The organism is Nonomuraea sp. NPDC050680 (genome assembly GCF_040654555.1).
GTDB lineage: Bacteria > Actinomycetota > Actinomycetes > Streptosporangiales > Streptosporangiaceae > Nonomuraea.
Genome location: NZ_JBFAIF010000015.1, coordinates 176,338 through 198,030, shown reverse-complemented (window position 1 = coordinate 198,030; position 21,693 = coordinate 176,338). Strand labels below are relative to the sequence as shown.

The 21,693-nt window shown below is 68.6% G+C and carries 19 protein-coding genes; 10 read left to right on the top strand and 9 right to left on the bottom strand.

What is annotated here, in order from left to right:
- Positions 1–100 precede the first annotated feature (100 nt).
- Positions 101–703: a superoxide dismutase gene (locus tag AB0H88_RS37265; RefSeq protein ID WP_357652954.1), complete on the top strand. Its 603-nt coding sequence runs from the start codon at positions 101–103 to the stop codon at positions 701–703.
- A 146-nt stretch (positions 704–849) separates the two neighbouring features.
- Here the strand turns inward: AB0H88_RS37265 and AB0H88_RS37260 are convergent, their stop codons facing one another.
- Positions 850–1,419 (bottom strand): hypothetical protein, encoded by a 570-nt coding sequence (locus AB0H88_RS37260; RefSeq protein ID WP_357652953.1) that lies wholly within the window; start codon positions 1,417–1,419, stop codon positions 850–852.
- 457 nt (positions 1,420–1,876) lie between these two features.
- Between AB0H88_RS37260 and AB0H88_RS37255 the strand changes: the two genes are divergently transcribed.
- From AB0H88_RS37255 to AB0H88_RS37235, 5 genes are all read left to right on the top strand, one after another.
- Positions 1,877–2,950: a hypothetical protein gene (locus AB0H88_RS37255; protein ID WP_357652951.1), complete on the top strand. Its 1,074-nt coding sequence runs from the start codon at positions 1,877–1,879 to the stop codon at positions 2,948–2,950.
- A gap of 353 nt (positions 2,951–3,303) precedes the next feature.
- Positions 3,304–4,857: a DUF11 domain-containing protein gene (locus AB0H88_RS37250; RefSeq protein WP_357652949.1), complete on the top strand. Its 1,554-nt coding sequence runs from the start codon at positions 3,304–3,306 to the stop codon at positions 4,855–4,857.
- A 397-nt stretch (positions 4,858–5,254) separates the two neighbouring features.
- Positions 5,255–6,211: a D-alanine--D-alanine ligase family protein gene (locus AB0H88_RS37245; protein ID WP_357652947.1), complete on the top strand. Its 957-nt coding sequence runs from the start codon at positions 5,255–5,257 to the stop codon at positions 6,209–6,211.
- Positions 6,208–7,584 carry a UDP-N-acetylmuramoyl-tripeptide--D-alanyl-D-alanine ligase gene (gene murF, locus AB0H88_RS37240; protein WP_357652945.1) on the top strand — a complete coding sequence of 459 codons (1,377 nt, stop codon included), beginning with the start codon at positions 6,208–6,210 and terminating at the stop codon, positions 7,582–7,584. Before AB0H88_RS37245 ends, murF begins: the two co-directional genes overlap by 4 nt.
- A 23-nt stretch (positions 7,585–7,607) precedes the next feature.
- Entirely contained in the window at positions 7,608–8,303 is a 696-nt protein-coding gene (locus tag AB0H88_RS37235) for an aspartate/glutamate racemase family protein (protein ID WP_357652943.1), read from the top strand.
- On the opposite strand, the gene AB0H88_RS37230 is transcribed toward AB0H88_RS37235, so the two are convergent.
- Positions 8,300–10,339, bottom strand: a complete 2,040-nt coding sequence (locus AB0H88_RS37230; protein WP_357652941.1) for an ATP-binding protein — start codon at positions 10,337–10,339, stop codon at positions 8,300–8,302. The genes AB0H88_RS37235 and AB0H88_RS37230 overlap by 4 nt on opposite strands.
- Positions 10,340–10,871: 532 nt before the next feature.
- Here AB0H88_RS37230 and AB0H88_RS37225 point away from each other — a divergent pair.
- Together AB0H88_RS37225 and AB0H88_RS37220 are read left to right on the top strand one after the other, a co-directional pair.
- On the top strand, positions 10,872–11,546 hold the full coding sequence (locus AB0H88_RS37225; protein ID WP_357652939.1) for a DUF4142 domain-containing protein: 675 nt from the start codon (positions 10,872–10,874) through the stop codon (positions 11,544–11,546).
- 144 nt (positions 11,547–11,690) lie between these two features.
- Positions 11,691–12,713: a hypothetical protein gene (locus AB0H88_RS37220; RefSeq protein WP_357652938.1), complete on the top strand. Its 1,023-nt coding sequence runs from the start codon at positions 11,691–11,693 to the stop codon at positions 12,711–12,713.
- Between the two features lie 12 nt (positions 12,714–12,725).
- Here the strand turns inward: AB0H88_RS37220 and AB0H88_RS37215 are convergent, their stop codons facing one another.
- The 6 genes from AB0H88_RS37215 to AB0H88_RS37190 all read right to left on the bottom strand — a co-directional run bounded on the left by AB0H88_RS37215 (position 12,726) and on the right by AB0H88_RS37190 (position 18,918).
- Complete coding sequence (locus AB0H88_RS37215; protein ID WP_357652936.1) at positions 12,726–12,941, bottom strand: hypothetical protein; 216 nt, start codon at positions 12,939–12,941, stop codon at positions 12,726–12,728.
- 211 nt (positions 12,942–13,152) lie between these two features.
- On the bottom strand, positions 13,153–14,574 hold the full coding sequence (locus tag AB0H88_RS37210; protein WP_357652934.1) for an MFS transporter: 1,422 nt from the start codon (positions 14,572–14,574) through the stop codon (positions 13,153–13,155).
- Positions 14,575–14,683: 109 nt separating this feature from the next.
- Positions 14,684–15,280 carry a TetR family transcriptional regulator gene (locus AB0H88_RS37205; RefSeq protein ID WP_357652932.1) on the bottom strand — a complete coding sequence of 199 codons (597 nt, stop codon included), beginning with the start codon at positions 15,278–15,280 and terminating at the stop codon, positions 14,684–14,686.
- Positions 15,281–15,502: 222 nt separating this feature from the next.
- Positions 15,503–17,713: a heavy metal translocating P-type ATPase gene (locus AB0H88_RS37200; protein ID WP_357652931.1), complete on the bottom strand. Its 2,211-nt coding sequence runs from the start codon at positions 17,711–17,713 to the stop codon at positions 15,503–15,505.
- Between the two features lie 16 nt (positions 17,714–17,729).
- Positions 17,730–18,644, bottom strand: a complete 915-nt coding sequence (locus AB0H88_RS37195) for a hypothetical protein (RefSeq protein ID WP_357652930.1) — start codon at positions 18,642–18,644, stop codon at positions 17,730–17,732.
- Positions 18,645–18,723: 79 nt separating this feature from the next.
- Positions 18,724–18,918 (bottom strand): hypothetical protein, encoded by a 195-nt coding sequence (locus AB0H88_RS37190; protein WP_357652928.1) that lies wholly within the window; start codon positions 18,916–18,918, stop codon positions 18,724–18,726.
- Between the two features lie 329 nt (positions 18,919–19,247).
- Here AB0H88_RS37190 and cseB point away from each other — a divergent pair, with 329 nt between their 5' ends.
- Positions 19,248–19,961 carry a two-component system response regulator CseB gene (cseB, locus tag AB0H88_RS37185; protein WP_357652926.1) on the top strand — a complete coding sequence of 238 codons (714 nt, stop codon included), beginning with the start codon at positions 19,248–19,250 and terminating at the stop codon, positions 19,959–19,961.
- Between the two features lies 1 nt (position 19,962).
- Positions 19,963–21,270 (top strand): HAMP domain-containing sensor histidine kinase, encoded by a 1,308-nt coding sequence (locus AB0H88_RS37180; protein ID WP_357652925.1) that lies wholly within the window; start codon positions 19,963–19,965, stop codon positions 21,268–21,270.
- Here AB0H88_RS37180 and AB0H88_RS37175 read toward each other — a convergent pair.
- Positions 21,238–21,591 carry a DoxX family protein gene (locus AB0H88_RS37175; protein ID WP_357652923.1) on the bottom strand — a complete coding sequence of 118 codons (354 nt, stop codon included), beginning with the start codon at positions 21,589–21,591 and terminating at the stop codon, positions 21,238–21,240. The genes AB0H88_RS37180 and AB0H88_RS37175 overlap by 33 nt on opposite strands.
- Between the last annotated feature and the right edge of the window lie 102 nt (positions 21,592–21,693).

Sequence of the window (21,693 nt, the reverse complement as noted above, 5' to 3'; positions counted from 1 at the left end):
GTCGGCGCTGTCGGCATGCCGTTCACGATGCCAGCTAGTTGCACAGCTATTGTTGTTGCGAGATATGTGCAACTAGGACCAGTCGAGGAGAGAGACGCCCATGGGCGATTACACCCTTCCGGACATGCCCTATGACTACGCGGCCCTGGAGCCCGCGATCACCGGGGAGATCCTGGAGCTGCACCACGCCAAGCATCACGCCGCCTACGTCAAGGGTGCCAACGACACGCTGGAGAAGCTGGCGGACGCGCGGGACAAGGGCGAGTTCGGCGGCTTGGTCGGGCTGGAGAAGACGTTCGCGTTCAACCTGTCCGGGCACGTGCTGCACACGATCTTCTGGCAGAACCTGTCCCCGGACGGCGGCGACCGCCCCGACGGCGAGCTGGGCGATGCGATCACCGAGCACTTCGGCTCCTTCGACGCCTTCGCCAAGCAGCTCACCACGGCCACCGCGACCGTGCAGGGCTCGGGCTGGGGCGTGCTGGCCTGGGAGCCGCTCGGCCGCCGCCTGGTCATCGAGCAGGTCTACGACCACCACGGCAACATCGGCATGAACACCACCCCGCTGCTGGTCTTCGACGCCTGGGAGCACGCCTACTACCTGCAGTATCGCAACGTGCGCCCGGACTATGTCGAGAAGCTCTGGGGCCTGATCAACTGGAACGACGTCATCGCCCGCTACGACGCCGCTCGCGGCGCCTGACCCCATGATCACGGCGCCCGCCGGCCTCAGCTTGGTCCGCGAAAGCCGGCGGGCGCCGCTCCTTTCGCCATCCGCTCCATCGCGGCGACCGAAGTGGACCGCTTCCTGGCCGCCGTGGCCGACACGGCAGGCGAGGCCGAATGAGGTCACAGTGATCCGATGCTCAGGACGACCGGGCCGGAGGCGGTGGCAAGACCTTGCGCGGTGAGACAGTCTTGAGGCTTCGTGCTGAACATGACGAACGTGCCGGCCCACTGCGCTCCCTTGAACTCCCCGTCGACGACCATGCCCTTGATCGAAACGAGGCTCTCGGCACCGTTGACGGAGACGGCGGTGGTGGAGGACAGCGTGCTGGTATTGCCGTTGTTCCACATGATCCTCCGGGTCCCGACCCTCCTGCCGGAGGTGCAGGAGAACGTCCCCGTGGCGGAGAAGGTCGACGTGGCCTGGGAAATGGTGGGATCACTGCTGGAGACGCACCCGGTCAAGACAGCCTTCCCGTTGACCGTGACCTCGCGGGGCTGGTCAGTGAGGCCGGGGGCGTAGGTCACCGTCTGGGAACCAGTGCACTCGGTGGACCCGACCGCGGCACGTGCCCCGGTCGCGGCCGAGACGAGCGTGGTGACGAGCAGCGCAAGACCGCCGATGGCGATGCCGGCGAACCGGAGCCCGCGTGAGGTGAATGAGACCGGCGGAACGAGCCTGAGGGTTGACATGTCTTCTCCTGACTACGCGCACTGTCGCCGCAGCTGTCGGACCTCGCTTGTCCCGGGCTGGAGAAGCCCACGGCTTGCTACTCACCGTTACATTTCACATACATGAAGTCAACGCTCGGCCCTGGACGTCGACGGCGCCGCAATTGATCAGGCGATCCGAGGTCAGGCAGCGGCCGCCTGATGGTCACCAGTGTCGCGGTGGATCTGGGCGGCTTCGTGGAAGGCGGGGATGGCATCCTCGAACCGCCCCATGACCGTGGTGAAGATGGAGCGGGCGATCGCGGTTCTGGCTTACCTTTGGGCATGCATCTGATCAGCCGGCGGGAGCGTTCGCCGAGGAAGGTAGCGGTTTGGCGGCGCTGGTGACGGCTTGGCCGAGCGGGGGCTGAACGTAAGAGGTTGCCCTTGCTGGTCTTGCCTCGTGAGGTGCGGCGGCTTTCGAGAGGAAGGTCAGAAAGTGGTCACACGCAGAGCATTCCTCGGCACCGCCACCGCAGCCGGTGCTACGACGCTCCTTGGCGGCAATGTCCGGACCGTCGCATGTGCCGACGCATCTCCGTCGGATGCGGCCCGAGAATTGCAGGCACGCGACGCGATCCGTGCGGTCAACGCCGACACGCGGCGGAACTACGCTGCGCTGAAAGCTGACCTCACCAACCACCTGAGCCCGGTCATCGTCGTCCAGAACGACTATCGGGGTGGTCTGTACAGCCTCGTCGCAAACGGGCATGTGCTGGAGTCGCTTCACCCTGTCGACGAGATCTTCGAGCTGGCGAAGTCGATCGCCCACCTCCCACTGGGCATCTTCACGATCATTGCCCAATACCTGCCCAACCAGGTCCCGGTGTCCCAGGGCGCCAGAATCGATCCGCACGACCTGGACATGGTCGCGCTCAAGGGACCGGGAGACGGCTGGATCCAGCCGCTCCAGGACACCTCCACCACGATCAACACGGCCCGGCGGCAACTCGACGAGGCGAAGCTGCCGGACACCCTGCAAAAGTCATGCGCAAACATTCTCGACAGAGCGCGCGAATTCATCGCGGACGCAACGCGAAGCCGCTCCTTCGACATGAAGTCCTTCGAGGACTTCTCGGGCAGCGTGTACCCGAACATCCGCACCAACATGTACTGGGCGTCCAAGGTGCAGATCGAAGGCGTCACGGACATCATGACCCGCTGGCGCAAACAACTCGGTGATGACGCTTGGAGGGGCCTGTACGTCGTCGTCTTCACGATCTGGACCACGTCCGCCCTGAACCAGAACTCCATTATCATTAAGAAGTTCATGGACCCGGCACAGGTCGGCAGCCACCTGATCGATATATCCACGGCCGAGATTCCCGCCAAGCCCATCCCCGTCGCGCTGGACAACATCGCCCGGATCGTGCAGGACAACATCGCCGCGGAGATGGTCTTCTGCGCCGACACGAAACTCGCCGACGCTCTCAAGGGCCCGAAGGAGCTTCTGTCCGAGGAGATCCTGCAACTGCTCGGCGGCGCGCCAGGTACGAAGGGTCGGGCGCGCTGATGCTCTGGACAAACGCCGGGAGGCCAAAGAAGCTGCCCCGCACGGGGCAGCGATCATGGACGCCGTCGCACGTCGCACGGGGGTCGCGGTAAGGCGAGCCCGCATCCTCTCGCCGAAGTCGACCACGTCATCCCGGGCGAGCTGTTGGGCCATCCCACCTCGTTCGTGCTAATACGCCCTGCGATGCCGCGGGTCGTGTACGCGCTGAACAAGATCAAGCCAACTGTTGGTGCGACCACACGTGTCGCGTGTCGCCGCGTGCGCTCCTCGGGCGAGGCTGCCGTCCGGCGCCGGTGCCGGTTTCCCCGGCCCGGTGGATGAAGGCAGTTCTCTGCGACGAGAGGAACACCACGATGAGGCACATCCGAGGGATGTGTTACCCGGTCGCCGCCCTCGCGGCGGTGGCCCTTCCGCTGACGCTGTTCGGCTCCGTCCCGGCCGACGCAGCGCCTGCCGTCACCGCCCCGGCGGTTGCGCGGATCGCGCCGGATCCCGCCTCCTGTCCCGACCAGGTGTCGCTGGTCAACGGCGGTTTCGAGCAGTCGGTCGTCAGCCGCGGGACGTGGGCCTCGTTCCCCGATGCCTCGCAGACCGGCGCACCGAACCACGTGCCCGGCTGGCTCACCACCGCCACCGACCACATGATCGAGCTGTGGGCCAGCCCGCCGAACCCGGCCAACACTCCGCCCAAGGAGGGCAGGCAACTCGCCGAACTGAACGCCAACCAGGTCTCGACCCTGTACCAGGATCGCGCGACCACCCCGGGGGCGAAGCTGTACTGGCGGCTGTCCCACCGCGGCCGGCTGGGGGTCGACACGATGGCCTTGGACATCGGCGATCCGGCGTCTCCGGTGCAACAGCGGGTCATGTCGGACGGCACCGGGAGCTGGGGCACCTACTCCGGCACCTACATGGTGCCCGCGGGCCAGACGACCACCAGGTTCGCCTTCCGTTCCATCTCGGCGGCCGGAGGGAACAGCACCTTCGGCAACCTGCTCGATGCCATCTCCTTCGCGACCGCGCCGTGCGTTGTCCTCACCAAATCCGCGAGCCCGCAGGGGCCGGTCGACGTCGGCGATGTGGTCACCTACCGGGTCACCGCGGTCAACAGGGGCGGCGCCACTGCGGAGAACGTGCGCCTCACCGACACCGTCCCGGCGGGGACCACGTACGTACCCGGCTCGCTCCGGGTGGTCGACGGTCCTGGCAGCGGGGGCAAGACCGATCAGGCGGGCGACGACCAGGGCGAGTTCGGCGCCGCGACCGGCAAGGTCTCCTTCACTCTGGGCGACGGCGCCACCCCCGCGGCCGGCGGCTCGCTGCCCAACGCCGCGAGCTTGCCCGGCGGCACCACCGTGGAGTTCAAGGTCAAGGTTGGCCGGGACGCCGCGGGCGGGGAGGTGACCAACCAGGCGACGGTCGGCTACGAGAACCGGCTCGGCCCGGAGCCGGAGCGACTGACCTCTACCAGCGGCGACGCCGTGACCAAGGTCAACCCGGCCGTGGACCTGAGCGTGGTCAAGTCCGCCGATTCGACCAAGGTGACCGTGGGCCAGACCGTCACCTACCGCGTCACCGTACGCAACGCCGGCCCGAACAACGCGACGGGGGTGACGGTCAAGGACATGCTGCCGTCCAACCTCACCTTCGTGTCAGCCACGGCCTCCAACGGGACCTACGCGCCGGCGAGCGGGATGTGGACGGTCGGCGCGCTGGCCAGTGGCGCCTCGGCCACGTTGACCGTCCATGCCAAGGCCACAGCGATCGGAGAGACGACCAACGCGGCCACCGCCGACGCCAAGGAGCTGGATCTCGATCCCGCCAACGACTCCGACAGCGTCAAGATCTGCGTCGACCCTGAACCCTTCTGCCCGTACTGCATCAAGGAAACCAGGCAGAAGGCGTAGAGCTAGCGACAGGACACTGTCGACGCATTCGACCGGAAAGCGCCCCTGCCACCGATTGCCTCGTGGCAGGGGCGCCGTCGTCCAGGCCGGGAGCCGGGCGACACGGAGATCACCATCCATCACCATGGCCGGGCGCGCATCGCTTCGGAGCGTCCAGAAGCGACCCGGTCGCGGCACACCGCGGGTGCGCTTTGGTCAGGAACTGGACAGCAAATGGCCTGGGAACTGGTCAGGCGCAGAGCCGACACTCGGCGAACTGGTCCTGCAACGGCGAACACCGTGCCGCCGGCGGTGCTGTCTCCGTACCGCTAGCGGTGCTGTCTCCGTACCGCTGACGGTGCGGACTTCGCGTCCCTGGCGGTGCTGTCTCCGTGCCACCGAGGAAGGCTGATCGATCGTGACTGAACGTGTGCGCGTGGCTGTGCTGGCGGGTGGGCCGTCCGCCGAGCATGAAGTGTCGCTGCAGTCGGCGCAGGCGGTGCTCGACGCCCTGCCGAAAGATCTGTACGAGCCCGTCGCCGTCATCATCGACCGGCAGGGCAGATGGCCGGTGGAGCTGGGACACGATCTGGCCGACGTGGTCTTCCCCGTGCTGCACGGGCCGTTCGGGGAGGACGGCGTCGTCCAGGGTCATCTGGAGACTTTGGGCATCCCGTACGTGGGCTGCGGCGTCTTAGCCTCGGCCGTGGGCATGGACAAGGTCGCGATGCGGCGCGCGTTCCTGGCGGAGGACATTCCCGTCACCCCGTACGTGTGGTTCACCGGGCAGGAATGGCGCACCACCACCGACCACTGGGGTCTGGTGAAGTCGCTCGACTGGCCCATGTACGTCAAACCGGCCAACATGGGCTCCTCCATCGGCATCTCACGTGTCACCTCCATGGAGGAGCTGCGCGCCGGAGTGGATCTGGCGCTCGCCCATGACCGGGTGGTCGTCGTCGAGCAGGGTGTGAGCGCGCGCGAGGTCATCTGCGGCGTGCTCGGCGACCATGACACGCAGGACGCCTCGGTGCCCGGCGAGCTCATCGTGCCCGGCGACTGGCTCGACTATGAGGCCAAGTACCTCAGCCGGGCCGAGATCGCCACCATCCCCGCCGTGCTGCCGGAATGGGTGGTCGAGGACGTACGCGAGCTGTCCCTGCGCGCCTTCCGGGCGATCGGCGGCTATGGCCTGTCCCGCGTCGACTTCCTCTATGAGGAGGACACGGGACGCCTGTACGTACTGGAGATCAACACCATGCCCGGTTTCACCCCTCGTTCCGTGTACGCCAGGGCATGGGCCGCATGCGGTGTCCCGTACCCTGACCTGCTGCGCCGCCTGATCGACCTGGCATTCGCCAGGAGCGGCTCATGATCCCCATGACGCTGAACGACATCGCGCAAGTCGTCGGGGCAAGCTTGCATGACGTGCGCGACCCCGAGGCGCCGGTGACGGCGCCCGCGGCGGTCGACTCCCGCGAGGTGGTGCCCGGCGGCCTGTTCGCCGCGACGGTCGGAGCCAACGTCGACGGTCACGACTACGCGGCGGGCGCCGTCGCGAGCGGCGCCGTCGCCGTACTGGCCTCAAGGCCCGTCGGCGTGCCCGCCCTCGTGGTCGAGGACGTTCAGCTCGCGCTCGGCCTGCTGGCCAGGCACCTGCTCGAACACATCAGCCCGACCGTAATCGGCCTGACCGGCTCCGTGGGCAAGACCACGACCAAGGACCTGCTGGCCCAGGTGCTCGAACGGGACGCGGCGACGGTCGCCACCGACAGGTCGTTCAACAACGAGCTCGGCCTGCCGCTGACCGTGCTGCGTGCCGATGCCACCACCCGCTACCTGGTGCTGGAGATGGGCGCGGGCCGAAAGGGCGACCTGACGTATCTGACGGGGCTCGCGCCTCCCTCGGTCGGGCTGGTGCTCAATGTCGGCACCGCGCACGTGGAGCGTATGGGGGGCGAGTTGGCCGACGTGGCCGAGGCCAAGGGCGAGCTGGTCGAGGCGCTCCCGCCGGACGGGTTCGCCCTGCTCAACGCCGATGACCCGTACGTCATGGGCATGGCCGGCCGCACCAAGGCCCAGGTCCTGTTGTACGGCAGGTCGGCGCGGACGCGGGTGCGAGCAGAAGACGTACGGATGGACGAGCGGGCGCGAACCGCGTTCGAGCTGGTGACGCCCTCCGGCCGCGCCCCGGTCGAGCTCGACCTCATAGGCGAGCACCAGGTGAGCAACGCCCTGGCCGCCGCCGCCGTCGCCACCGTAGTCGGCCTGGGCGTCGCCGAGATCGCCGATGGGCTGAACGCCGCGCGGCGGCGCTCCGCGGGCCGGCTGGAGATCGTCGAACGACCTGACGGCATCACCATCGTCAACGACGCCTACAACGCCAACCCCGAATCCATGCGGGCCGGGCTGCGGGCGGTGAAGGCCCTGGCCGGCACTCGTCGTACCGTCGCCGTGCTCGGCGCGATGGGGCAGCAGGCGGACGCCTCGCGCGCCCGGCACGCGGAGATGGGCCGGCTCGTCGCCGACCTCCGCTTCGACGTGCTGATCACGGTCGGAGCAGGGGATCCGCTCGCGATGGCGTGGGCAGCGGCGTCTTCGAACCAGGGCGTGGCCGTCCATACCGTCGAGGACGTGGCCGGGGCCATCACGCTGGCCGCCGCGCTCCTCGAACCGGGAGACGTGGTGCTCGTCAAGGCTTCCAGCGAGATCGGGCTCAGCGTCTGCGCCCGTGCGCTGGCCCGCTAACTGTCCAGGGGAAATGGAGTTTCATGCGTACTATCGGGCTCATCGGCGGGTTGAGCTGGGAATCGACGGTGATCTACTACCAGATCATCAACCAGCGGGTACGCGAGCGACTCGGCGGCAGCCATTCCGCCGAGAGCCTCATCTGGTCGGTCGACTACACGACCGTCGAGGATCTCATCTTCGCCGACCGCTGGGACGAGGTGAGTACGCTGCTGGCCGGTGCGGGCCGGAAACTGGAGGATCTCGGCGCCGAGGTCCTGCTCGTCTGCAGCAACACCTTCAGCCGGGTGAGTGATGATGTGGCGCGGGCCGCGAGCGTTCCCGTGCTGCACATCGCCGACGTCGTGGGCGCCGAGGCCCGTGCCAGGGGAATGCGCAAGGTCGGCCTGCTGGGCACCCGGTTCACCATGGAGCAGGCCTTCTATCGGGACCGGCTGGCCGCCCACGGCCTCGACGTGATCGTTCCGCGGCGCGAGCAGCGGGAACTGGTTCATCGGGTGATATTCGACGAACTGATACGCGGAGTACTCCGGGAATCGTCCAGGGACGCCTACGCCCAGATCATCGCCGATCTCGCGGACGACGGCGCGGAATGCGTCATCCTCGGCTGCACGGAGATCGAGCTGCTGATCAGTGAGAAGGACACCGCCATCCCGGCGCTGCCGAGCGCTCGGCTGCACGCGGAGAGCGCGGCCGGCTTCGCGCTGGCCGACTTTTAGCTGGATCCGTGCGTGCCGTACAGCTCCCGGTGCCACAGGTCGGAGCAGAGGCGTTCGATGCCGGCCATCAAGTGGCGGCGGTAGGTGGTGAAGGGCAGGCCGAGTCGTTCCGCGGCCAGTTCCCGGGTGGGCGTGCCGCAGAGGAACGTGACGGACAGCGCCCGATGAGACTTGACCGAGCGCGGATCCTCGCGCAGGCCGTCGATCGCCTGGCGCAGCAGGTCACCCAGCGCCGCGGCCGGATCCTGCCCGGCCCGCTCGGCGACCAGCCTGGTGCGCCTCAGCGGCGAAGCGGCCAGCGCGTCCGGCCTCGAAAGTCGGCGCAACGCCTCGCGGACCGCCTCGGCGAACTCCGCCCGGGACAGCACCGCCAGCTCCGCCGTCGCGGCGCCCGGAGCTTCGGTGGAACCCGCGACGAGCAACCTGTTCATCCGTTCCAGCCACGCCCGTGCCGGCACCGCGCGCCAATCATGAACGAACAGGGTGTACGCGTCATCCCCCAGCCGCGGCTGCTCGGAGATGTCACGCATCCCGTAATGCCGTAAATGGTCGGCCCACGCCTGGCTCGGACGCCGTGCCGCGACATATGACCAGGCCATCCGCTCGGTCCGCAAACAATTGCCGATCACTCGCCACTTGATCAACTCCATCACCGGCGAAATTCCCTGATACGGCGGCAGCATCCATATCCGGCCGACCGCCACATGCTCACCGGCCCGCATCGGCGCGGTAGCCCGCGCATGCGCCCACGCCCCGGCCACGATGGGATCGGCCGCCAGCTCCTCCTCATCGAGCCGCGCCAACCGCAACCACGCGGAAAAGGCCACGGGCTCGCCGCTTTCGGCCCGTCGATACACCCGGAACGCCTCCGGCTGACGTTCTGCCCAAAAGGCGGCCCCGCGCGCGGACGCCGCGCCCTCCGCCGTCGCCGCCACCCGGAGTAACACGCCGATGTCCTCCTCCCGCAACACCTCTTCCTGGAACTCACCCTCATGGAAATTCGCCGGTGCCCCGTTGTCACGATGCGGGTACAGCAGTGCCGCCACCGCGCCGGGCACGTCCGCATCGCTCGCCGCGCGTACCCTCTCGGTCAGATGCGTATGGATGCGCTCGTGCATGACCGCGTACCCCTCGGGATCCCGCCATCGCAGGTCCGCCTCCAGCACCTCCCGGACCACGTCATGCGGAAACAGCCCGAGACTGCTCGACGCCACGAACGGCAACCGCCGCAACCACTGGAACAACGTCCCGGCGTCCTGCGGCTGGGCCGCCCGCAGCAGGTCCTCCGTCGTCATGTACGCATGCGCGCAGATCTCCAGAGCATGCCGATGCGCCGCCGAAGGCAGCTCGCCCACCAGCTGATCCAGCAGCGTGGCCACCACGTCCTGACCCGGCGTCCACCGCCGGCCGGCCCCGCCGTCCTTCACCGCCACGGCCGCCCCCAGCAGCAGCGCCAGCGGATGACCACCGGCGAAGGCCAACAGCGGCTCGCGCGAGTCCTCCGGCACCCCGGAGGAGACCATCAGGGCCCGCGCATCTTCGGCTCGCAGGTCGCGCAGCGGCAGCACCTCCAGCGCCCCCGCCCATCCCGGATCCGCCCGCCACCGCATGTCCGGCGGGTTTCGCCCCGCGATCACCACCAGGGCACCCATGGGCACCCGCGGCAAGAACCGCTCGCGCAGCCATCCCTCCAAGCCCTGAATTCGATCGAAGTCGTCGATCAGCAGTACCGCGTCCGCATCGTGGAACACCAGCTCGGCCTCCGCCTCGAACGTCACCGGCGACGACTCCAGCGAACGCCCGTCCACCATGGACACCGGCCGCCCCGCCGCCGCGCCCTCGTGAGCGAACCGCCGTAACAAGGCCGACTTCCCGATGCCGCCGGGCCCGTGCACGTACAGAACGCTGCAGCCGCCGCCGTACAACGCCGCGCCGAAAACCGCGAGCTCTTCCTCCCGGCCCACGAACGCCGTCTCGCGCGCTGTTCGCAGGCGCCATCCCAGCAATCCGGACTTGTCGGTACTCCCTGATGACATGCCCCTCATCCCTCTCCGAAGGCCCGGTCAATGGGCCGAACTCTTGGGCGCGCCGGCCGGATCACCGGTTCGGTTCGATGGCGGAGCCCACGCCGCTCGTTCATGACGAACCACGATTGGGGCTGAATGTGCGCGCGTTGTCCGCCGCATGTCACCGTTTGTCGACGGCGGTCACCGTGGGCGCCTACGTCGTTCGATGCGGCGAGAGGTTGGTCGCACTCCGGAAGGGGCCTGTGCCCAGTACGGAGTGACGAGGTGGATCTCGTCGGGCGCGGAGGTCGCCGTTCTGGCCGGCCATCGAGCCGAGCTCGATCGACTTCTACGGGATGTCGAACTCGTTGGGCCAGGCTCGCGTACCTCTGAAAGAAGCACAAGCATCAAGTGGAGGTACGCCGATGATGACGGACATCACCGTCCTCGCGCATCCGCAAGCCCAAGGCAGGGAGCAGAAGCGGCATAGGCGGCGCTCGCGAGCGAGGGAGACGGCCCCCGTCGAGTTGCCGGCCGCCGTGCGATCGCTGGGCAACTGAGCATGGCGGAAAAATCCAGCGCGCCTTCGACCGGTCGTAGGCTTGCGCGCGCCGAACTCCTCCTGCTCGGTGGCTTCCTCGTGGCGGCCGCGGTGACGATCTTGTTGGTCATCCCTCCGTCAGTCGACCCCGCCGCCGCTCAATGGAAGCAGACGTCCTCGGGTCCGCTCTCGGCTGCCGATCGCGATCTGCTGATCAAGGTACGGCAGGCCGGCCTGTGGGAGATGCCCGCAGGCGAATACGCCGCGACCCGCGCTGCATCCCCGACTGTCAAGCAAGTCGGCAAACAGATCATGAACGAACACGCAAAGCTGGACGTGCTGACCCGCCAGACCGCCACGAAGCTGGGCGTGGCCCTACCCAACGAACCCAATGGCGACCAGCAAAGCTGGATGGCGCAGCTCGCGGCGGAGAGCGGCCCCGCCTTCGACCAGGACTACGCCAACCTGCTGCGCGCCGCCCACGGCAAGGTCTTCAGCACCCTGGCCGCAGTGCGGGCCGGCACCCGTAACTCCGAGATCAGGAAGTTCGCAGGAGAAGGCATCAACTTCGTCATGCGTCACATGACGTACCTGGAATCCACCGGTCTGGTCGAGCACACTGACTTGCCCGAGGCCCCGACGCCCTCCCCTATTCCTCCCACCGCGTTCGTGGAACAAAAGGGAAGGCTCCCGTGAGATCTTGGTCATAGGTTTTGATCATCCTGCGGTGCAGGCTGACCGGGTGAGCGCACCCATGTCGGATCAACGTAGTCGACGCTCGACTACACCTCAAAGATTTGCGTGTAGCTCGCTCTCAGCGCCGGTCGTTACCCTGCGATCATGTCGTACATTTATCGATCATCAGGCGCGATCGCGCTCGCGGCCGCCGCCGCGCTGGCCACCACCACGACCTCGATCGCGCAGGCGCAAGCAGCGCCCACGGCCGCGGCGGACCGGGTCCTTCGTGTCTACAACAACAACATCGAGAACCTGGTGAGGAACAACGCCGACGGGTCCTGCACCCGGGTCTCCGGACCTGATCACCTCACGTCGATGCTGGTCGACGACAACGGCAAGACGGGCACCTCCGGCGTGCAGGCTCCCGATCTCCTGATCGTGCAGCAGGTGCGCGGCACCGGACAGGCCACGGCCTACGCCGACCAGCTCTCGGCCAAGTTCGGATATCCGGCGGGCACCTACAAGGCGATCGTGGCCTGGGACGACCCCGAGGAGTGGGGTTCCTCGCACAAGTGCGCCCAGCAGGCGCTGGGCGACCTGAAGAAGAAGCAGACCAACGGCATCGTCTACAACACCAGAACGCTGAGCCTGGCGTCGGGCGATATTTCAGCGTATTGGAGTGCGGGCTGGTTAAAGCCCGGCACATCGTACGGCGGCGGGGCCGGATGCACGCTGTACAAGCCGCCGAGCAATGACGACGGCACCACCAACGCATACAAATGGAAGCGCACGAGCGCCATCGCGGCGAGGTTCACGATCAGGGAAACGGGGACCACGGTCTTCGCCGCGACCATGCACCTTCCGGAACAGAACGGAGGGAACGCCTGCGCGGGCGCTGGCGACACGGGCATCGCGAACTCCGGCATCCACGTCGGCGCGGACGCCACCAGTCTGATGAACGCGTCGACGATCCGGGTGATCGGGATCGACGCGAATCGCACGAACATCGCCTCCGCGACGCTCGGCGGCTTCGGCATGACCGGCTATGGCGCGAAGGTGACGTCCGGCTCCAGAAAGATCGACTATCTGTTCGTCAAGGGCGCCGTGCGGCCGTCGAGCATCGATCACACGGTGAGCAGCACGAAGTCGAACCATATGGCGCTGTATGGATTCATCACCTACTGACAGAGATGTAGGTCAGCGCCAGTCGCCGATGACGCGCTGGAGGTCGGCGGCGGCCTGCTCCAGGTCGTACCCGGGAAGGGCGTCGCGCAGGAGGGCGTCGGCCCGGCATTGGGCGTCGGCGCCCGCCAGGTCGAGGGCCGCCATGACCTCCTCGGCCAGGTCCTGGCTGCCCATGCGCAGAGCGCGGGGGTCGAAGGAGACGTTCAGCACGCGGCCTTCGGGGTTCACGGATGCCTCGATGTGGCCCGACTGGCTCGCCTCGATCGAGCAGCTTGAGGCAGGGGCGTCATGTCTGCCCCCGGGTCAGCTCAAGGAGCTGGTGGAGTGGCTGATCCTCCAGGACGAAGAGGAGCCTGACCGGACCGGCATCGTCATCCGGATGGAAGAAGGCGACCCGCTGACACGGGCCCGGCCGCCCGGCACACGCGCGTCGTACCCGTCAGTGCCCGTGGCCGTGGCCGACGAACGCCGCCGCGGGCTTGCCCGGTGGCACCAGCCACAGCGCGACGGCTGCCGCGGCAGCCGCGGCGACGGCGCACAGCGTGAGCCCCGACACGAAGCCGCCGATGCCCGCCGCCGAGCCGGGAACCAGGCTGGACGCGGCGACCGTGGAGACGACGGCCACCCCGATCGAGCCGCCGAGTTCGTGGAAGGTGTTGATGACGCCGGAGGCGACACCGTTCTCGCCGGGCGGGATGTTCGCCATGGTCGTGGTGGTGGCCGTCACGAACGCCGGCCCGATCCCCAGGGCAGCCAGCACGAAGCCGGGCAGCAGCGTGGTGTACGCGCTGGCGTCGGGCGAGATGCGGGTCATCAGCGCCGCCCCGGCCGCGGTCACCACGAAGGACACCACCGCCACCGGCCGTCCGCCGATCCGGCCGATGAGATGGCCGCCGAGCTGCGCGCCGATCGTGATCGCGATGGCCACGGGCAGGAACAGCAGCCCGGTCTCCAGCGCGCTGAACCGCAGCACGTTCTGAAGGTAGAGCGAGCTGAGGAAGAACAACCCCAGCATCAGCCCAGTAGCCATCAGCATGACGAACGTCCCCGAGATCACCGGCCGTCTGGCCAGGGTCTCGGCGCGCATGAGCGGGGAGCGTACCGACCGCTCGACGACCACGAACAGCGCGTACAGCAGCACGGCCCCCACCAGCGGCAGCACCGTGCCCGCCGCGCCCCAGCCGGCGTCGCCCGCCGTTACCAGTCCGTAGATCAGCAGGGCCGTCGCCAGGGTGACGACCAGGGCGCCGGGTACGTCGACCCGCTCGCTCCGCCCGGGCATGGCCGGTACGACGGCGGGCACGGCGGCGAGCACCACCAGCCCGATCGGGACGTTGACGATGAACACCCACGTCCAGCCCGGCCCGGCGGTCAGCACGCCGCCGAGCAGCACGCCCAGGGCCGCCCCCGTACCGCCGATGGCCGCCCAGACGCCGAGCGCCCGGCCGCGCCGTTCGCCCTGGTAGGTGGTGGTGATGACGGCCAGGGCCGCCGGGGAGAGCAGCGCCGCTCCGACGCCCTGGAGCGCTCGCCCGGCGATGAGCATCACGCCGCTCCCGGCCAGCCCGCACACCAGCGAGGCCGCCGTGAACAGTCCCAGCCCCATCATGAGCGTGCGGCGGGCGCCCCACGCGTCGGCGAGCCGGCCGCCGAGCACCATGAGGCCGCCGAAGCAGAGCGTGTACGTGGTCACCACCCAGGTCAGCGACTCGCGGTCGAGCGCGAGGTCCGTACCGATGGTCGGCAGCGCCACCTGCACCACCGTGATGTCGACGATCAACATGAACTGGGCCAGGCACAGCAGCACGAGCAGGCCCCACCCGCCCGAGCGTGTGTGGGCGGGAGGCATGTCAGGACTCATCCGAAGTCTCCTTAACTTGAACACTGATGTTCAAGTTAGCACCCATGAACCATACTCAGGTAGGGTTCATTCGGGATGAGCCGCTGGATGGAGCCTGCGGAGGCCGTGGTCAGGCGGGCTCGGACAGCAGCGACAGCATCGTCTTGACCAGCACCGGCTCGACCTCCTCGGCCGCCAGACGCCCGGCCTCGCGCTCCTGCGCCGCGCTGTGGATGATCGAGAAGAACGTCGTCACCAGCCAGGCCAGGGGCAGGTCGGTACGGAAGTCACCGGCGCGCTGACCGCGCGCGATGAGCCGCTCCACCCGCTGCAATGGCCGGTCGTGGTGCTTCCTGATCCGCTCCGTGGCCAGTGTCCGGTCGGCGGCCAGGAACAGGCGGCGATGCCGGTCGAGGATCTCCCAGGACGACCGCAGCAGCTTGGCCATGGCCTCGGGCGCGGGTGCCGTGTCGATCGAATCGTCCGCCAGCACCGCCTCCGCCACGCCGACCGCGTGGTCGAGCACCGCGTCCACCAGTGCCTCCCGCGACGGGAAGTGACCGTAAAGGGTGACCCTGCCCACCCCGGCGGCCTTGGCGATGTCGGCCACGCTGGCCGTTGGGTCGGCGCTGAGCAGCCGGGTCCCCGCCTGGAGGATCGCGGCGATGTTGCGCTCGGCGTCCGCACGCCGGGCGGGTGCCGGCTGCCGTGCCGCGGTCTTCACCATACGGCCACCCTACGACCCGCCGTTCGACGACTGCACGCACTCCTGAGGCCAGGCCGCGTCCAGGATCGCGTCATGCACGGTACGGCGGTGCGTCTCGTTCGTCTCGTTCCAGCGCCATCGGCGAGGTGCTGGGCATGGTCATCGGCACCGCCGCAGGCCTGTCCAACTTCACCACCAGCGGGGCTGACCAGAGGCGGTGAGCGCCTTCGGCCACGCGAGCGGTTACTTGAAGCGGCGCAGGCGCAGGCTGTTGCTCACCACGAACACGCTGGAGAACGCCATCGCCGCCCCCGCGATCATCGGGTTGAGCAGGCCGAGCGCGGCCAGTGGCAGGGCGGCCACGTTGTAGGCGAACGCCCAGAACAGGTTGCCCTTGATGGTCGACAGCGTGCGGCGGGACAGGCGCAGCGCGTCGGCCGCCACCCGCAGATCGCCCCTGACCAGAGTGAGGTCGGAGGCCTCGATGGCGGCGTCGGTGCCGGTGCCCATCGCCAGCCCCAGGTCGGCCTGGGCGAGGGCGGCGGCGTCGTTGACCCCGTCACCCACCATGGCCACGACCTTGCCCTCGGCCTGCAGCTTCTTGACGGCATCGACCTTGTCGGCGGGCAGCACCTCGGCGATCACGTCGTCGATGCCCACCTCGGCCGCCACCGTACGGGCCACCGCCTCGTTGTCGCCGGTCAGCAGCACCGGCGTCAGGCCGAGCGCCCGCAGGTCGGCGATGGCCTGCTTGCTGGTCGGCTTGACCACGTCGGCCACCACCAGCACCGCGCGGGCCTGGCCGTCCCAGCCGACCGCGACCGCGGTGCGGCCCTTGGCCTGCTCGTCGGCGAGCTCGCGTTCCAGATCGACGGGCAGGTGCTGGGACCACTCCGCCAGCAGCCGGGGACGGCCGACCAGCACCGCGTGGCCGTCGACGATGCCCTGTACGCCGAGCCCTTCGACGTTGGCGAAGTCCTCCACCGTGGCGTCGGATCGGGCCTCGCGGGCGATGGCCTGGGCGATCGGGTGCTCGGAGGCGTGCTCCAGCGCGCCCGCCAGCCTGAGAACCTCTTCGCGGTTCTCCCCCTCGGCCAGGTGGACGGCGACCAGGGTCATCTTGCCCTCGGTGACCGTGCCGGTCTTGTCCAGCACGATCGTGTCGACCTTGCGGGTCGACTCCAGCACTTCCGGACCCTTGATCAGGATGCCCAGCTGTGCGCCCCGCCCGGTGCCGACCAGCAGCGCGGTCGGCGTGGCCAGGCCCAGCGCGCAGGGGCAGGCGATGATCAGCACGGCGACCGCCGCGGTGAACGCCGCCGCCACCCCGTTGCCCGTGCCGAGCCAGTATCCGAGCGTCCCGACCGCCAACGCGATCACGATCGGTACGAAGATCCCCGAGATGCGGTCGGCCAGCCGCTGCACCTGTGCCTTGCCGGTCTGCGCCTCCTCGACCAGCCTGGCCATCTGCGCCAGCTGGGTGTCCGCGCCCACTCGGGTGGCCTTGACGATCAGGCGGCCGCCCGCGTTCACCGTCGCGCCGGTGACCGCGTCGCCGGGCTTCACCTCGACGGGTACGGATTCGCCGGTCAGCATCGAGGCGTCCACGGCGGAGCTGCCCTCGGCGATCACGCCGTCCGTGGCGATCTTCTCGCCCGGCCGGACGACGAAGGTGTCGCCGACCTGCAGCTGCTCGGTGGGGATGCGGCGGCCGTCGGCCAGTTCGACCTCTTTGGCGCCCAGTTCCAGCAGCGCCTTCAGGGCCGCGCCGGCGCGGCGTTTGGCGCGGGCCTCGAAGTAGCGACCGGCCAGGATGAACGCGGTCACCGCCGCCGCCGTCTCGAGGTAGATGTTGCCCGACCCGTCGGAGCGCTCGATGGTGAACGAGAAGGGATGCGTCATGCCGGGCGTGCCCGCGGTGCCGAAGAACAAGGCCCACAGCGACCACCCGAGCGCGGCCAGCGTGCCCAGCGAGATCAGCGTGTCCATGGTGGCGGCGCCGTGCCGGAGGTTGGTCCAGGCGGCCTTGTGGAACGGCCAGCCCGCGTACACCACCACCGGCGCGGCCAGCACCAGCGACAGCCACTGCCAGTTGGTGAACTGCAGCGCCGGGATCATCGCCATCGCCACCACCGGCACGCTCAGCACCAACGCGGTGCGCAGGCGCTGACGCAGCGGCCGCAGCTCGTCCTCCGGCTCCTCCTGCCGCTGCGCTTCCGTCTTGGGCGGGGCGGGCAGAGCGGCTGTGTAACCCACCTTCTCCACCTCAGTGATCAACTGCTGCGGATCAATGTCCTCGGGGAAGGTGATTTTCGCCTTCTCCGTCGCGTAGTTGACGGTCGCGGTCACACCGTCGAGCTTGTTCAGCTTGCGCTCGATGCGGTTGGCGCAGGAGGCGCACGTCATGCCGCCGATGGTGAGTTCGACAGCTCTGCCTTCGGTGAGGGAAGACATCACTCCCCCTTTCTGCTCAGTGCTTGTGGTCGTCGTGGGACGGGCTGACGCTCGGCTCCGCCGCTGGCTTGGGCTGTCCGGCCCCTGCCTGGGCGGTGAAGTCCGCGGTGCGTACCTTGCCGGCGTGCTGGAAATCCAGGAACAGCCGGTAGTCGCCGCCGCTGGGCACTTCGGCGTAGAAGGTGATCTCGGGGCCGGCGGTGTCGCTCTCTTCCGGGTGTACGTGCAGGTAGGCCAGGTCACCGGCGCGCAGCGCCACCAGATGGCCGTACGTCCCCAGGTATGGCTGCAGATCCGTCACCGGCCTGCCGTCCTTGCTCACGCTCAGCGTGAGCTTGCTCGCCTGGCCGGGAACCAGGTCGCCCGTCATGGAAACCGTGTACCCGTCCACCTGCGCCGTACGAGTGACCGCAGGCAGGACCCGCGGCTCGTAGTCGCCCGCGACCGGCACATCCATACCGAGGGTCAGGCCGCTCCCGCCCACGGGAGCGAAGTCGGCGAAGGCCCGGTAGGCGCCAGGGGCGGCCAGCGTCAGCTTCACCGACCACACCCCGTCGCCGGACTGTTCGGGGTGCAGGTGCTGGAACGTCGCCAGGTCACGCGAGACCACGATGAAATGGAGCTTCTTGTCGTGCTGAACCTGATAGTCGGTCACCGGCTTGCCATCGGGACCTGTCACGGTGAACCGGAAATCGGTGGGCTCGCCGGCCTTGACGGTGGTCAACGGATTGAGGGTGTAGCCGTTCTGGGACACCTGCAGCCCCCCGGGGGTATCGTCCTGCGATTTTGCGACCTCAGCGTGGGTGCCCCCATGGCTCGGTCGCGCCGGTGCGGGGGCGCCTTCCCCGACCGCGTTCCCGACGCCCAGGGCGCCGCCGAAGACAACGGCCAGCCCCACGGCGTAGGCACCTAGTTTGCTCGCGGTGTTCATCTCATACCGCCTCCTCGGTCGTCACGAACGCTTTCGACCCCTTCAACTTACTATACCCCCCTACCGTATTCCACTCTGGCTACATGAGTTTGTCCGGGGTGATGGGGAGGGAGCGGACGCGTTCGCCGGTCGCGTGATAGACGGCGTTCGCGACAGCGGCCGCCACGCCCACGATGCCGAGCTCGCCGATGCCCTTGGCGCCCAGCGGGGTCTGCGGATCGGGCTGGTCGACGAAGTGGATGTCGATGCCGGGCACGTCGGCGTGGGTGGGCACGTGGCACTCGGCCGCGTACCGGACGGCGCCGGTGACCTTGGCGCGGCCGTCCAGCCGGTCGGCAGGCTGCCCAGCTCGGCGCGCCGGTGCGCCAGGGGATCGGGGACCCGGGTGTCCAGCTCCAGCTCGTGCTTGCGGCCGTTCACCGAGAGCCGCACTTGAATGGATGGCATCCACGCTCCCCGCTATCTCGTACACCTATGTACGGGTTGTAGAGTGGGGGCTATACCCCTCCTCTGTATGAGAGTTGATTCGTGGCTGATACATGGCTGAGGCATCGCGGATGTCGGCGGCTTGTATCGTCTGTGGCGTCAGAGCTTTAGGGAGAAATGTCGGTTTCGGAGGTCGATGACAGGGTGTCGGCTCCGGTGACCGTGCTGCTCGTCGAGGACGACGAGGTGATCCGCAAGACCGTCGGGATGGTGCTGGAGCGCTACGGCTATCACGTGAGCACCGCCGGCGACGGCCTGACCGGCCTCGAACTGTTCAGGGAGGAGCGGCATGACGTGCTCCTGCTGGACGTGATGCTGCCGGGGCTGGACGGCATCGGGCTGTGCCGGCAGGTCAGGGAGTGGAGCCTGGTGCCGATCCTGATGATGTCCGCGCGTGGCGACGCCCTGGACGTGGTGTCGGGGCTGGAGGCGGGGGCCGACGACTACGTGGTCAAGCCGGTCGACACCTCCGTACTGGTGGCCAGGATCCGTTCCCTGCTGCGCCGGGCCTCCTTCGCTCCGGGTCCCGAACACCTCCAGGAGGCCGCCGGCCTGGTCTTCGGGGACCTGGCCATCGATACGCAAGGGCTGGAAGTGCGCCGCGCCGGTGAGCCGGTCGAGCTCGCTCCCACCGAGTTGCGGCTGCTGCTGGAGTTCGCCGCGAATCCGGGGATCGTGCTGGACCGGCAGACGCTGCTGCGCAACGTCTGGGACTACGGCTGGGACGGGGACAGCCGCGTCGTCGACCTGTGCGTGCAGCGGCTGCGCAAGAAGATCGGTGCCGACCGGATCGAGACGGTGCGCGGCTTCGGCTACAAGCTGCGGCGCTGACATGGGACAGGCCATCGCCCGGGCGGTACGTGGGCCGCTGAACTGGCGGTCGCTGCGCTGGAAGATCGCCGCGCTGGTGGCCGTGACGTCCTGCGCGGTCGCGCTGGCCGTCGGGGCGCTGGTCCACCGGAGCGCCTTCGACCGGTCCATGAGCCTGGGCAGGGACCGGGCTTTCAGCGCGCTGCTGGCCGAGGTCGACACCTACCGGCGTACGGGCGATGCGCCGCAGCCCGCTCAAGTCCCGCCCGCGCTGCTCCAGCAGGCCAGGAGCACAGGCGATTTCTGCACCTGGTACGACGACCGCCGGCCGGACATTCCCTGGATGTGGGCGGCGCAGCGGCTCGACGGCCAGGTGCTGGCCGTGCAGATCGACATGGGCTCGGAGATCCGCGGTCTGTGGGCCCTTGATCGGAACATCGTGAAGGCGTCCCTGGTCGCGCTCGCGATCGTCGTACCTCTGGCCGCGTTGGCCGCCGAGCCGTCCAACCGGCGGCTGCGGCGGGTGGCCCGCACCGCGCGGCGGATCGCGGACGGCGACCTGGAGGCCAGAAGCATGATGGGCCGCCGGGGCGGCGACGAGATCACCGAGATCTCGGCCACCATCGATTCGATGGCCGACAGTCTGCGGGATCGGCTGCTGAGCGAGCAGCGCTTCACCGCCGACGTGGCCCACGAGCTGCGTACGCCGCTGATGGGACTGGTCGTCTCGGCCGAACTGCTCCCGGAGAGCGAGGCCACCGACCTGGTACGTGACCGGGTGCGGGTGCTGCGGGCGCTGGTGGAGGACCTGCTGGAGATCTCCCGGCTGGACGCGGGCGCGGAGTGGGCCGATCACCGTCCGGTGCCGCTGGGCCGGGTCGTCGCGGAGTGCGTGGCCCGGACGAAGCTTGAGGTCCGGCTGACGGTGACCGGTGAGCCGGTCGTCGACACCGATCCGCGACGCATCGACCGGATCATCACGAACCTGGTCACCAACGCCCACCGCCACGGGCGCTCTCCTGTCGAGGTCGCCGTGAACGACACGACGATCGTCGTACGCGACCACGGCCCCGGATTCCCGGACGGGTTGCTGGCGGAGGGGCCGCAGCGTTTCCGTACGGGCGGGGCCGAGCGTGGCCACGGCCATGGCCTGGGCCTGGCCATCGCCGCCGGACAGGCCCGGGTGATCGGCGCCGATCTCACCTTCGCCAACGCCCCGGACGGCGGCGCGACGGCCACGCTTCGCCTTCATCGATTTCAGCGGTGGTTCGAGGATGTGCTGGATGGTGTCTCGGCATCACGACCAGTGGTAGATCAGGTTCACGGCTAGTGCGGCCACCGCGGTGAGGAAGAATCCGCCCCAGTTCACGAGCTTGCGGGAACCCACTCGCAGGTGCGCGAGGAGCGCGCCGACGAAGTACAGCACGAGGCTGAAGGCGGCGAGTGTCCCCAGCATCGGCACGGCGAACCCGCCCAGCAGCCCCAAAGAGCCCGCCGCCAGCATCATGCCCAGCACCGGTACCCACGACCGTGGCAGGCGCTTCATGTCCGCCTGCGCCTTGGGAAATTCGTGGCCGATCAGGTAGACGACGGCGGCGCTGCCGAACAAGAGCGCGGCGAAGATGGTGACCGCGGCATAAGCGGTGAACATAAGCTCTCCTTTGTGGTTGTTTGCTGGAAGAACGTCCGTTGTGGAAGCCGGCCACCGCATCGTTGATCGCTGCGATCCGGGTCCCAGTGGCCCGACGAAACA

What these genes read in the sequence shown, in the direction of transcription:
- AB0H88_RS37180 (WP_357652925.1), top strand. Translation starts at nt 19,963, where the DNA reads ATGGGACAGGCCATCGCCCGGGCGGTACGTGGGCCGCTGAACTGGCGG.
- AB0H88_RS37230 (WP_357652941.1), bottom strand. Translation starts at nt 10,339, where the DNA reads ATGTCATCAGGGAGTACCGACAAGTCCGGATTGCTGGGATGGCGCCTG.
- AB0H88_RS37260 (WP_357652953.1), bottom strand. Translation starts at nt 1,419, where the DNA reads ATGTCAACCCTCAGGCTCGTTCCGCCGGTCTCATTCACCTCACGCGGG.
- AB0H88_RS37250 (WP_357652949.1), top strand. Translation starts at nt 3,304, where the DNA reads ATGAGGCACATCCGAGGGATGTGTTACCCGGTCGCCGCCCTCGCGGCG.
- AB0H88_RS37210 (WP_357652934.1), bottom strand. Translation starts at nt 14,574, where the DNA reads ATGAGTCCTGACATGCCTCCCGCCCACACACGCTCGGGCGGGTGGGGC.
- AB0H88_RS37220 (WP_357652938.1), top strand. Translation starts at nt 11,691, where the DNA reads ATGTCGTACATTTATCGATCATCAGGCGCGATCGCGCTCGCGGCCGCC.
- AB0H88_RS37235 (WP_357652943.1), top strand. Translation starts at nt 7,608, where the DNA reads ATGCGTACTATCGGGCTCATCGGCGGGTTGAGCTGGGAATCGACGGTG.
- cseB (WP_357652926.1), top strand. Translation starts at nt 19,248, where the DNA reads ATGTCGGTTTCGGAGGTCGATGACAGGGTGTCGGCTCCGGTGACCGTG.
- AB0H88_RS37225 (WP_357652939.1), top strand. Translation starts at nt 10,872, where the DNA reads ATGGCGGAAAAATCCAGCGCGCCTTCGACCGGTCGTAGGCTTGCGCGC.
- AB0H88_RS37195 (WP_357652930.1), bottom strand. Translation starts at nt 18,644, where the DNA reads ATGAACACCGCGAGCAAACTAGGTGCCTACGCCGTGGGGCTGGCCGTT.
- AB0H88_RS37205 (WP_357652932.1), bottom strand. Translation starts at nt 15,280, where the DNA reads ATGGTGAAGACCGCGGCACGGCAGCCGGCACCCGCCCGGCGTGCGGAC.
- AB0H88_RS37200 (WP_357652931.1), bottom strand. Translation starts at nt 17,713, where the DNA reads ATGTCTTCCCTCACCGAAGGCAGAGCTGTCGAACTCACCATCGGCGGC.
- AB0H88_RS37265 (WP_357652954.1), top strand. Translation starts at nt 101, where the DNA reads ATGGGCGATTACACCCTTCCGGACATGCCCTATGACTACGCGGCCCTG.
- AB0H88_RS37175 (WP_357652923.1), bottom strand. Translation starts at nt 21,591, where the DNA reads ATGTTCACCGCTTATGCCGCGGTCACCATCTTCGCCGCGCTCTTGTTC.
- murF (WP_357652945.1), top strand. Translation starts at nt 6,208, where the DNA reads ATGATCCCCATGACGCTGAACGACATCGCGCAAGTCGTCGGGGCAAGC.